This is a genomic window from Rhizobium sp. AC44/96, assembly GCF_001692185.1.
In the GTDB taxonomy this organism is placed as follows: Bacteria; Pseudomonadota; Alphaproteobacteria; order Rhizobiales; family Rhizobiaceae; genus Rhizobium.
Genome location: NZ_LXKO01000014.1, coordinates 179,501 through 190,606 on the forward strand (window position 1 = coordinate 179,501; position 11,106 = coordinate 190,606).

The window sequence follows — 11,106 nt, forward strand, 5'->3', positions numbered from 1 at the left end:
AAGACAGAGCAATGAAAGAGGACTAACCATGAGCTCAGATCAACCGATCCGCTGGGGCATTATCGGCCCAGGCACCATCGCGCGCACCTTCGCCGACGGCATCGCCCATTCGCGCACCGGCAAGCTCGTCGCGATCGCCACCCGCGATCCTGGCAAGGCCGGCCTCGCCGAGAACTTTCCGGGTGCCCGCATCGTCAATGGCTATGAGGCGCTGCTGACCGACGCGGAAGTCGACGCGATCTATATCTCGACTCCGCATACCGGCCATGCCGAGTGGGCCATCAAGGCCATTCGTGCGGGCAAGCATGTGCTCGTCGAAAAGCCGATCGCGCTTTCGGCCTTCGATGCCGACGCCATCTACCATGAAGCCAAGAAGGCCGGCGTCTTTGCCGGCGAGGCCTTCATGTATCGTGTCCACCCGCAGACGGCAAAGATCGTCGAACTGGTCAAGAGCGGCACCATTGGCACGGTGCGGATCATCCGCTCGAGCTTCGGTTTCAACATGGGCGGCTTCAAGCCCGAACACCGGCTGTTTGCCAACGAAACGGCTGGCGGCGGCATCCTCGACGTCGGCGGCTATCCGGTTTCGATGGCGCGACTGATTGCGGGTGCCGCTGAGAACAAGCCCTTCCTGGAACCGGAAAAGGTTGCAGGCGTCGGCCACCTCGGCCAGTCCGGCGTCGATGAATGGGCTTCCGCCGTTCTGAAATTCCCGAACGGCATCGTGGCCGAAGTATCGTGCTCGATCATGGCGAACCAGGACAACACCCTGCGCATCATCGGCTCGGAAGGCCGCATCGAGGTCAAGGACTTCTGGTTTGCCTCCGGCCACAAGGGCGGCGTCGGCAAGATCGAAATCTTCAAGGGCAACGAGCAGGAGACGATCGAGATCAAGGAAGATCGTTGGCTCTATTCCTTCGAAGTCGATGCAGCGGGCGATGCCATCCGCGCCGGCCAGAAGGAATTCGCCGCACCCGGCATGAGCTGGTCAGATTCGATCGGCAATCTTCGCGTCCTCGATCAGTGGCGTGCGTCGATCGGCCTGGAGTACAGTGTCGAGAAGGCAGCCAAGCGGACCAGTAATCTCGCTGGCGGTGCCGTGCGCCGGGGCAACAGCATTCCCCAGCGCCAGATCCCCGGCATTTCAAAGCCGGCATCGGTCGTGACCCTCGGCTTCGAGTTCTTCCCGAACTTTGCGGCTGCCTCGCTTACGCTCGACGCCTTCTATGAGGCCGGCGGCAATGTCTTCGACACGGCCTTCGTCTATGGCGGCGGCAAGACGGAAAGCATCTTCGGCGACTGGCATACCAGCCGCAACGTGCCGCGCGAAGAGATCGTGCTGATCGGCAAGGGCGCGCATTCGCCGCTTTGCTATCCTGATGTCATCGCCAAGCAGCTCGACCAGTCGCTGAACCGCCTGAAGACCGACTATGTCGATATCTATTTCATGCATCGCGACAACACTGATGTCCCGGTCGGCGAATTCGTCGATGCGATGGATGCCGAAGTCAAGCGCGGACGTATCCGGGGAATCTTCGGTGGCTCCAACTGGACACGCGAGCGCATGGACGAGGCTGCGGCCTACGCTGCCGAGAATGGCAAGCAGGCACCGGCAGCATTGTCGAACAACTACTCGCTGGCCGAAATGCTCGACCCGATCTGGGCCGGATGCGTGACGTCCTCTACCGACGAGTGGAAGCGCTGGCTGGCCGAACGGCAGGTGCCGAACTTCGCATGGTCCAGCCAGGGCCGCGGCTTCTTCACCGACCGCGCCGGACGCGACAAGCATGACGACGAGGAAATCGTGCGTTGCTGGTACTCCGAGCGCAACTTCGAGCGCCGTGACCGCGCCATCGAGCTTGCGAACAAGCTCGGCCGTAGCCCGATCCATATCGCGCTTGCCTATGTCATCGCCCAGCCTTTCCCGGTCATTCCGCTGATCGGTCCGCGGACCATCGCCGAGCTCGAGGACAGCCTCTCGGCGCTCGACATCAAGCTGACACCCGAACAGGTGAAATGGCTCGAAGCCTGACGCCTTCTCTCAGCTGAGAGCAACCAAACGGCAGAACGGGTCCACGACAATCGTGGGCCCGTTTTTCATTCCCGCGCGCCGGGAGAGCGCACTGTGTGGAGTAAGGGGGGCTTGAGGCGTATAGTGCAGCGCTTCAGGTCGGGTCGCGGCCTTCACCCTGCTATCAAGAAGGGGAAGCAAACCATGCAACGACTGGCATCGATCGCAATACCCCTTGCGTTGATCGCGCACATCGCCGTGGCCCAGGAGCCTGTCATCGGCATATGGAAGACGCAGGTGGGGACCACCGCGGCAATCGATGAGTGCGCGCAAGGCTTCTGCATCACCATGAAGACAGGCGATCACGCGGGCCAGCAGATCGGCACGTTCCAGGGCAAGAACGGCAGCTTTACCGGCACCATCGTCGAGCCCGACAGCAAGAAGACCTTCACGGGCGTTCTGGCCGTCTCCGGCGATACCGTGCGGATGAAGGGCTGCACCATGAAGGTGTTCTGCGTATCTCTGGTCTGGAAACGGCTCTAGCAGCCGTTTCCAAGTGCGCTAACGCTTCAGGCCCTCGATGACGCCCTGATATTCGGCAGCGATCGAAATTGCCGCTTTTGCGACCACAGGATTAATCGATTTGCGATCGATTGCGTCGGAGCAGGCCTCGAACACACCGCGCAACTCCCGCTCAAGCGACGAGAGTTCCGGATATTGCTCCACAAGAACCTGAGGAAGGATTTTTGCTTTTGCCTTCATGGACTTGGCACTGAGCAATATGTCCGAGCGGGTAACGGTAGCATCGCGGATAGCCGCTTCGAGTTGTCCGGCGGCACTGACGATGTCGTTGATCAAGACTGTCATTTTCCCCTCCAAACGAATGGAACTACTCAAGTTACCATGCATGCCTCGTGCCAAACTGATGGCGATCCCGGACATTGCAGACCATCACCGTTCTCGCGGCCAACAACTTTCGGCGTGGCAGATGAGCCTGCTCACTTTGAGCCGTTCCGCCGCTCGCTTTGTAGATGGTTGATTATTGGAGTGAGCGATGAGTTGCGTTTCCGTCGTGGGGAGGCAGCCAGAATGGAAGCCTCGGAGGTGGGAACTCGTAATTTTTTGGCGCCAAGAGGAGCTTGGCTATTGCCGGAAATGAGCCAACGACAACTCAAGCTGTTCAGTAAGTCCAAGTGCTATTTACTTTGACATCGAGTTTCCGAATGGGTCTTGTCAAGACGTGCTGGAATCGTGGGGTCAGGCCCATTTAGAGTGGACGGCAATCTGGAAGCGCTGATATCCGGGATCTCACGATCGCTAGATGGCGGTCTGAAGACCGAGTTCGACGACTCTCCCGGTGGGAAGCCCGAAGTAGTCTGTGGCGTTGCCGGCGTTCTGTGCAAGCACGATGAATAGACGGTCCTGCCAGAAAGGCATCCCACCCTTCTTCGAGGGAAGGATGGTCCGTCGCGACAGAAAGAATGAGGTCGACATGATATCGAACTTCAGTCCAAGCTTGCGACCGAGCACCAACGCGCGCGGTATGTTCGGAGTTTCCATATAGCCGAACGTGATCACCAATCGGCTGAACAGCGGACTGAAGCTTTCGAGGAAGATCTTCTCTTCATCGGGGACAAACGGCTCCGTTGCAGTCACCACGCTCAGGATTATATTGTGCTCGTGAAGGACCTTGTAGTGCTTTAGGCTGTGCAACAGTGCGGTAGGCGCACCTTCAACGTCGCTCGTGAGAAAAACGGCGGTTCCCGGAACAGTCAAAGGCGGTTTTTTGGCCAGCCGGTGAATAATGCCCTCGAGCGGAACTTCGTCGGCCCGCGTTCGAGCGGACAACAGTCGTCGTCCTGCCATCCACGTCTGCATGATGAGGCCCATGGCGCATGCGACGGTGACCGGAACCCAGCCACCGTCCGGAAACTTGGCGATATTTGCCACGAAAAAGCCTGCGTCTATCAGAAAGAGCGGGGCAATCACCACTGCGGTGCTCGCGGCTCGCCATTTCCAGACCTTTCTCATCACCACGTACAGCAGCACGCTGGTGATTAGCATCTCACCGGTAACAGCGATCCCGTAGGCCGCCGACAATCCACTGGAGTTCCTGAAATTCAGAACCAGCGCCACGACGAATACGAAAAGCATCGCGTTCACCTGCGGCATGAAGATCTGGCCGGAGTGCTTTTCAGACGTATGCAGGATCTGGAGGCGGGGCAACAAGTTGAGATGCATCGCCTGACGCACCAGGGAATAGGCGCCAGAGATGACCGCCTGACTGGCGATCACGGTAGCGGCAGTCGCAAGACATACGATCGGCACGCGTGCCCATTCGGGATGCATGCCGAAAAATGGATGACCGGCCATGTCGGGGTTCGCAAGCACGAACGCCCCTTGGCCAAAGTAGTTGAGAAGCAGGCATGGGAATACGAGCAAGAACCACGCCGCTACGATCGGTCGTCGACCAAAGTGACCCAGATCGACGTAGAGCGCCTCGGCTCCCGTGACGGCTAGGAATACCGCACCAAGAACGGCAATTGCGTGTCCAACGTTATGCGACGCATAAAGCAATCCGTGGAGTGGATTGATGGCGCTGAATATCTCGAGATCATCTAGAATGTGAACGGCGCCGCTTACCCCGAGAACCACAAACCATAGCGCCATGACGGGCCCGAACACGGATGCAACGCCGCCTGTGCCGAACCGTTGAACAAAAAACAAAACGGCAATGATGGTAACGGTGATCGGCACAATCCAGGCGGAAAGTGCCGGAGCGACAACTTGTATTCCTTCCACCGCCGAAAGGACGGAGATCGCGGGAGTAATGATTGCGTCCCCGAGGAAAAGCGAAGCGCCTGCTACACCCAAAACGAGAATCCACGTTGGTTTCCCGACGAAACTTTGACGCGCAAGCGTCATCAAGGAAAGCGTCCCGCCTTCGCCGCGATTGTCCGCTTTGAGAACGAACGTCACGTATTTCACGGTGACGACGATCGTCAGGGCCCACACGATCAACGAAAGGATGCCGAGCACGTTCTCGCGGTGTGATCCTGATCCCGCCGTTGCGTGTAGAGCTTCGCGGAACGCATAGAGCGGGCTGGTCCCGATGTCGCCGTATACGACACCAAGAGCCGCCAGCACCAGCGATGGCAACCCGCTTCGGGTTTCAATCTCAAGTTCTGGATCTTCGGATCGAAGTTGCGGGTATGTCACCAGGACGTCCTAACGGGAAGAAGAGCGAAGTGTCGAGCCCGATGATACCGCCGAGAGCGCGAATGTCCCATCAGATAGCCAATTCGGGAACCGTTCTGCACCGGTTTTGTGCTGAACCGGGTTTTGACCTCGATGGATTAAGGTCATGGCGATCTGACATCAGACCGGCGATACAACCAGGACCGAAATGGTAACAAGCAACAAACACATCATCCCGATTGCGACGGTCAAGGCGATTGCGGTTGAGTGTTTCTGGTCCATACGATGAAAAATAAGAACGAAGAAGCCCGTTTCTTATGCGGCGCTTGGCCGCGTCGCGGCAACCTCGGGGTGCTGGTGGCGATAGGCGCTACGCATATAGCGGACTGAGGGCCATACGAGGGTCACTCTCATGTCGCTCCCGAAAATAGCCGCCACCCTCCGGCGCAGAACCCTCGACATCGCCACCGTGCGGTCCACCGTCGTCAAGGGTTGACCCAGCGGGAGGCAGTCAGAACGCCGGCACTGTCATAGTCAAGCATAGCCCGGCGGTTGCTGGGCTTCCCCAATTCGAACCAGTCCAAGGAATCGGCCTGGAAAAGTAGGACGCCGAAGAACGCCTTTCCGTCAGCGTCTGCGCCCGACGTGAAGGAATTCATCTCATCGCGGTTGGGTTCGCCCCCCGGCGGACCGCCGGCATATGTGCTTCTCGTCCAGGAGGCGAGCTTGTGCCACGCGTAGTTGGCAAGATCGTTGCCTGGGGGATGTAGGCGAACGATCCCGGAGAGCCGAAGTTGAACACGGGCTGACGCACAGAATCCCAGAATCGTGGCGATGGGATTATTGGATAGCTCGACCCACTTCTGGCTGCGCGTATCCGTATGAATTTCCAGAAGACGCGCTAGCCTATCCACCCGTCGAAGCACAACGACGCGTGCCTGCGGACGGCCATTCCAGTCGACAGAACACAGATTGATGAACCTGAACCCCGATTGCGGGTCGGTCGGCGCGCCTTCGAGGGTCAACCAGGCGGAGCTATCCACCTCTTCAAGTCGCATCGTTCGGCGTCCCTTCAGGTTCTTCGGAAACCGGATAATCACAATTAGTCAGGTCTTGTCCATGGAGACAGTTTAACCGGACAGCCTCCTAGCCGGGTTGTCGCTGTGCGATCACGGAACCAGGAAGCGGCTGAGATACTCAAAGCTGCGCTTGGCAAAGTCCGCAGGGTCCTTTGGGTTGTCGTGCTCCACCACGAGCGTGCGAGCCCCGTAACGTATGGCCTCCCGCCACAAACTTGGCCAGATAAGCACTCCGGCGCCGACGTCGGACCATCCATCCTGATCAACGTTGGCTCCTTCGGGCGCTCTGTCCTTGACGTGAGCGGAGGCAAGAAGGCCCTGATAGCGCCTGAGCCATTCCGAAGGACTGGCACCCGCGTTGTGAATCCAGCCGATGTCGGCCTGCCAAAGCAGCCGGCTTCCTCGCGCGGCATCGAACAGTACGTCGATCCCGCAACGCGCGCCAGGCTTTGCGGTCAGCCCTGCGGATTTGTTGTGGTAACCAAACCCAATTCCCTTGCCTCCAAGCAACTCTGCAACAGCACCAAGATCGAGGCCCAGCTTCCTCCAAGCGAGCTCTCCTTGGGCATGAAACGTTCGCCAAGGGTGGGGTGCGAAGAGCGTCTCAATGCCGCACTCGTCGCACGCATGGATAAGTTCTTGGGGCTTCACCTGGAGGGACTCGAGAGAGACGTGGGCCGTTGGAGCCTCAAGCCCGTAACGGCGCAACCCGTCGGCCAGTGCGCCCTTGTCCAGCAGGTGGTTTTCGAGTGGCTCGACGAAGTGAAAACCGGCAGATGCGGCTGCATGCAGTTGATGATCAAGGTGACCGAGTTCCCTCATCGAGAAGAGTTGCAGGGATAGCTTCAGTTGCGTCATGTCGGCCTCGTTGCTCCTGCCACCTTACCGCTCGATCTATTCACATGCGAGCCGCATCCCCGCTCGCAAGGTCGAGTTCTATCATGACAGGGGCATGATCGCTCGTGTGCACCCAGCTTCGCGGCTCCCGACGGACGCTTGCGCTATGAAGCATCAGTGCGGCGCTTGGCGATAACAGGACATGATCGATCCGCAAGCCAGCATCCCGCTCAAAGGAATTCCGCCAGTATTTCCAGAACGTATAGCTGCGCTCGTCAGGATGAAGATGGCGAACGGCGTCCGTCCACCCCTGCGCGACGAGCTTCCCATAGGCCTTGCGGACTTCCGGATGGAATAGCGCGTCGTTCTCCCAACGCTCTGGCTTGTACGTCGAGGTCGGTGGGCGCGACCTTAAAGTCGCCAACGAGGACGGTGTCTGACTGCCTTGATTTCAACAGAGGCATCTTTTTGAGCGCTGGAAATAGTGCCGCTCGCGATGTCACATCTACTACCTTTTGACCACGGACGTGCTGGCAAAGGGTAGGAAGACAAACCAAAGGTCGGTGCGATTTCGCACCGACCTTTTTTTGTTGTCGTCGCGATTAGGCCGGACGTACGTTCTCGGCCTTGGACTTCCCGGTCTTGCGATCCTGGCCCACATCATAGCTTACATTCTGGCCGTCACGCAGCGATCCACCTTGAACAGCAGAGATATGCACGAAGACATCCGGGCCGCCGTTGTCCGGCGTGATGAAGCCGAAGCCCTTGTCCTGATTGAAAAACTTCACAGTCCCGTTCGCCACGAGCTTCTCCGTTGGTCTAGATTCTTGGGACCCTAGTGATAGACCGAAGGGAGAGCACAGGCAAGTAAGGGTGTCATTCCTCAGCGGAAAGACTGAACCCACCTTCAAGGAACGCATCGCGCGCGCACGGGTTAAGCTCTAACCGGGAAAAGAAGGAGATATCCCATGTCGTTCAATGTCTTGATAGTCGAAGACCAGCCGTTGATAGCTCTCAACATCCAAGACGCGGTGGAGGAATTGGGGCATCACTCCGTCGGTATTGCAAGCAACATGTATCAGGCCCTGCTGCTCGCTACCAACGGCGTGGACGTGGCCTTGGTCGATGTAAACCTTGAAGACGGCCCGACCGGACCCATCGTGGGCCGAACTTTAGCCGAGGCCGATGTCGCCGTGATTTTCATGACGAACGATCCGGGAGCGATAAGGGCCGGAGTTCCCGGCACATTGGGAGTAATGCGGAAGCCCGTTCTCGATCTAGAGCTCGTTGAAGCAATTCAATACGCGGCAGACCGGCGGGCGGGCGGCAATGACATCCTGCCTCCCAAGAGCCTGAGTGAGTTCGATAGGCCCGCCGATTCTGCAAACCCAGTCGTTGGGACGTGTGGTCGGGAACACACCAGACGTTGAGCCGAGACATGCCGCACGCGTATTTCGCGCTGGAGTTGGTGGACGAAAGCGGACCGGCCGCAGATCCAGAGCGGCAGGGTTAGTTCTCGATCTGCTGCTCAGCAACTATGCTTGCCACCACCTCATCGGCGCCGTTCGGATAGAGGGGGAGATCGAGAGTCACCGCCTCCTTGGAGCCGTCCCGGACAATGGTGAAGAACTTCCGCGAGCGAACCGCACCGCTTTGCTGCCCGGATGGAATGGCATGTCTGGTCGTGGTCAGGAATAGCTCGAATTGCTCTGCGCCGATCCCCGCGAAGGCCATGCTGCAGCTCTCGACCGCCTTCTTGCCGACGCTAGCCTTCGCGACGACCAGCGCCTCGAACGGCTTGTCGCCGCCTGTCTGCACGATCCAGCCATCGAAGGCAGTCGGCTCGTTGAGGGGCACGATGCCCAGTGTGATGTCCTCGGCCAGGGCAGCCCATTCAGGCTCCTTGGCGAATGCTACAGTCCGGTCGTACCGTGGACCTTGATCCAGGCACCTTTCGGCGAATAGGTCAAACGGGGAGGATGTGTCGTCCGCCATGGCGGCGGGGGCAAGCAGACTTGTCGCCACCGGCAGCCAAAACATCATCGACGTCATGGGTCGTAGTCTCATCGCACTCCAATCCTGAGTGGTTCGGTACCAGAATTCAATACCGCGGCTGTGAGGAGCAAAGCCATAACCAGGAGCGCGAGCCGCGGGGGTCCTCAAATATCCCATGCGAACCCAGAGTACCACAGCGATCACATCGCCGGCCCGGTCGACGGACAACGCTCGCACTGACATTACACAAAACCGTCATAACTCATGGCGCAGTTTGCTTCTTTGTGCCGAGCAGCTACCTTCAACCATCGTCATCAACCAAACAGGGTCGACTTGTACACCGAAATCGCAATCGTCATCTTCTTGACCGTCCTCAACGGCGTCCTCGCCATGTCGGAGTTGGCCGTCGTCTCCGCACGCCAGGCCCGCCTCAAGGTTCTTGCCGACCAAGGAAGCCGTGGAGCCCGGCTGGCAATCCGCCTGGCGGAGGATCCTGGCCGCTTCCTTTCGACGGTTCAGATCGGCATCACGCTCGTCGGCGTTCTCTCTGGCGCCTTCTCAGGAGCAACGCTCGGTGCGCGGTTGTCCTCCTGGCTCCTGGTACAAGGCCTGTCGGCAGCATGGGCGGATGCCTTGGGCGTTGGTTCGGTCGTAGTGCTTATTACCTATCTGTCGCTCATCGTCGGCGAGCTTGTTCCCAAGCAGATGGCGCTACGCGCTCCCGAAGCAGTTGCCGCGAAGGTAGCACCGACAATGACCTACCTCTCGAGGTTCGCGCTTCCCCTCGTGTGGCTCCTCGACAAGTCAGGCAAGCTGGTTCTCGGCCTGCTTGGTCAAACGGGTAAGGGATCGGGCAGCGTCACAGACGAGGAGATCAAAACAGTGCTGGCCGAAGCCCAGAGCGCCGGCGTGATCGAGAGCGAGGAATCCGCCATGATCACGGGCGTGATGCGTCTTGCCGACCGTACGGCCCGTGCGCTCATGACGCCCAGAAGGGATGTCGATCTGGTCGACGTCGAGGACACCCCCGAAAAGGTCCGGGCCGTCGTCCAGAAGAGTGCAAGGTCACGCCTTCCCGCGAGGCGTGGAAGCTCAGACGAGATCGTGGGCGTCATCTCGGTCAAGGATTACTACAACGCGCTCGCATCCGGCCAAGTTGACGTCGTGTCGCTCGTTAGGGAAGTGCCGGTTGTGTCAGATCTCGCGCCGGCCACAATCGTGATCGAGGCATTGCGCAGGTCGTCGCAACACATGGTTCTGGTATACGACGAGTACGGCCACTTCGAAGGCATCGTAACCTCCGGCGACATTCTGGAATCCGTAATGGGCGTCCTCGGCGACGACGGCGTAGGAGATGAACAGGCGATCAAGAGAAGAGATGACGGTTCCTATCTCGTCTCAGGGTGGACCCCGATCGATGAATTCGTCGAGTTCATGAACTTCCCAAAGGACGACGACATCGAATATCAGACCGTCGCGGGCCTGGTTCTGGAGGAACTAAAGCACCTTCCGGAGTTGGGAGAAACCTTCGAGAAATCAGGCTGGAAGTTCGAGGTTATCGATCTCGACGGGCGCCGCGTGGACAAGCTGCTCGTAACCGCTCCACAGAAGGACGCCGATGCGATGGATATCTGACCGTGTAGTGGAGCTATCGGGGCGTGGCTTCACCGGCCGGTTGCGCCACTCAGCTCTTTTGTGGGCTTACTAACTGGCTGGCGCCTGCGTTGAGGCGCCTTGCTGGTGCCCTCTAACAATGTCCCCGCAAGAACAATTAAGTTATTGATATCGCTGCATGCGGTCCCGGCGAGATTTCCCACCAGGTGACGGCGTTTTCCCCGATACGCTGTCCTTCAATGAAAATCGCGCCAGTTCTCGATCACGCATCCGCTCCCGTAGGCAAGCACACGCGTCTGATTGAGGGGCCCAATGGCAAACTTCTTGCGTCGACCGGAAACCGTCATCGCAAACAAATCCGGAGCTCTTCGC

10 protein-coding genes and 1 pseudogene are annotated in these 11,106 nt (G+C 58.8%); 4 read left to right on the forward strand and 7 right to left on the reverse strand.

Going from position 1 to position 11,106, the window contains the following annotated elements; all coding sequences use genetic code 11:
* Positions 1-28: 28 nt before the first annotated feature.
* Complete coding sequence (locus tag A6U87_RS13490; RefSeq protein WP_065691772.1) at positions 29-2,032, forward strand: aldo/keto reductase; 2,004 nt, start codon at positions 29-31, stop codon at positions 2,030-2,032.
* 183 nt (positions 2,033-2,215) lie between these two features.
* Entirely contained in the window at positions 2,216-2,554 is a 339-nt protein-coding gene (locus A6U87_RS13495) for a DUF2147 domain-containing protein (protein WP_065691773.1), read from the forward strand.
* 18 nt (positions 2,555-2,572) lie between these two features.
* On the opposite strand, the gene A6U87_RS13500 is transcribed toward A6U87_RS13495, so the two are convergent.
* The 6 genes and pseudogenes from A6U87_RS13500 to A6U87_RS13520 all read right to left on the reverse strand — a co-directional run bounded on the left by A6U87_RS13500 (position 2,573) and on the right by A6U87_RS13520 (position 7,928).
* The gene (locus A6U87_RS13500) at positions 2,573-2,878 is read right to left on the reverse strand and encodes a hypothetical protein (RefSeq protein WP_065691774.1); all 306 of its coding nucleotides are present in this window, start codon (positions 2,876-2,878) and stop codon (positions 2,573-2,575) included.
* 450 nt (positions 2,879-3,328) lie between these two features.
* Positions 3,329-5,230 (reverse strand): potassium transporter Kup, encoded by a 1,902-nt coding sequence (locus A6U87_RS13505; protein WP_065691775.1) that lies wholly within the window; start codon positions 5,228-5,230, stop codon positions 3,329-3,331.
* Positions 5,231-5,694: 464 nt separating this feature from the next.
* Positions 5,695-6,267 carry a pyridoxamine 5'-phosphate oxidase family protein gene (locus tag A6U87_RS13510; protein WP_065691776.1) on the reverse strand — a complete coding sequence of 191 codons (573 nt, stop codon included), beginning with the start codon at positions 6,265-6,267 and terminating at the stop codon, positions 5,695-5,697.
* Between the two features lie 111 nt (positions 6,268-6,378).
* The gene (locus A6U87_RS13515) at positions 6,379-7,146 is read right to left on the reverse strand and encodes a sugar phosphate isomerase/epimerase (RefSeq protein WP_065691777.1); all 768 of its coding nucleotides are present in this window, start codon (positions 7,144-7,146) and stop codon (positions 6,379-6,381) included.
* A gap of 40 nt (positions 7,147-7,186) precedes the next feature.
* Positions 7,187-7,559: pseudogene (locus tag A6U87_RS29290) on the reverse strand (exodeoxyribonuclease III); the annotation flags it as partial.
* 168 nt (positions 7,560-7,727) lie between these two features.
* The gene (locus tag A6U87_RS13520; protein ID WP_065691778.1) at positions 7,728-7,928 is read right to left on the reverse strand and encodes a cold-shock protein; all 201 of its coding nucleotides are present in this window, start codon (positions 7,926-7,928) and stop codon (positions 7,728-7,730) included.
* Between the two features lie 165 nt (positions 7,929-8,093).
* On the opposite strand from A6U87_RS13520, the gene A6U87_RS13525 reads away from it, so the two are divergent.
* Positions 8,094-8,555 (forward strand): response regulator, encoded by a 462-nt coding sequence (locus A6U87_RS13525; protein ID WP_065691779.1) that lies wholly within the window; start codon positions 8,094-8,096, stop codon positions 8,553-8,555.
* A gap of 79 nt (positions 8,556-8,634) precedes the next feature.
* Here A6U87_RS13525 and A6U87_RS13530 read toward each other — a convergent pair whose 3' ends face one another.
* The gene (locus A6U87_RS13530; protein ID WP_065692207.1) at positions 8,635-9,192 is read right to left on the reverse strand and encodes a hypothetical protein; all 558 of its coding nucleotides are present in this window, start codon (positions 9,190-9,192) and stop codon (positions 8,635-8,637) included.
* A 261-nt stretch (positions 9,193-9,453) separates the two neighbouring features.
* Between A6U87_RS13530 and A6U87_RS13535 the strand changes: the two genes are divergently transcribed.
* Positions 9,454-10,755, forward strand: a complete 1,302-nt coding sequence (locus A6U87_RS13535; RefSeq protein WP_065691780.1) for a hemolysin family protein — start codon at positions 9,454-9,456, stop codon at positions 10,753-10,755.
* The last annotated feature ends 351 nt before the right edge of the window (positions 10,756-11,106 follow it).

Excerpts from the sequence above, each read along its gene's own strand:
- A6U87_RS13525 (WP_065691779.1), top strand. The coding sequence starts at position 8,094 with ATGTCGTTCAATGTCTTGATAGTCGAAGACCAGCCGTTGATAGCTCTC.
- A6U87_RS13490 (WP_065691772.1), top strand. The coding sequence starts at position 29 with ATGAGCTCAGATCAACCGATCCGCTGGGGCATTATCGGCCCAGGCACC.
- A6U87_RS13530 (WP_065692207.1), bottom strand. The coding sequence starts at position 9,192 with ATGAGACTACGACCCATGACGTCGATGATGTTTTGGCTGCCGGTGGCG.
- A6U87_RS13510 (WP_065691776.1), bottom strand. The coding sequence starts at position 6,267 with ATGCGACTTGAAGAGGTGGATAGCTCCGCCTGGTTGACCCTCGAAGGC.
- A6U87_RS13495 (WP_065691773.1), top strand. The coding sequence starts at position 2,216 with ATGCAACGACTGGCATCGATCGCAATACCCCTTGCGTTGATCGCGCAC.
- A6U87_RS13500 (WP_065691774.1), bottom strand. The coding sequence starts at position 2,878 with ATGACAGTCTTGATCAACGACATCGTCAGTGCCGCCGGACAACTCGAA.
- A6U87_RS13515 (WP_065691777.1), bottom strand. The coding sequence starts at position 7,146 with ATGACGCAACTGAAGCTATCCCTGCAACTCTTCTCGATGAGGGAACTC.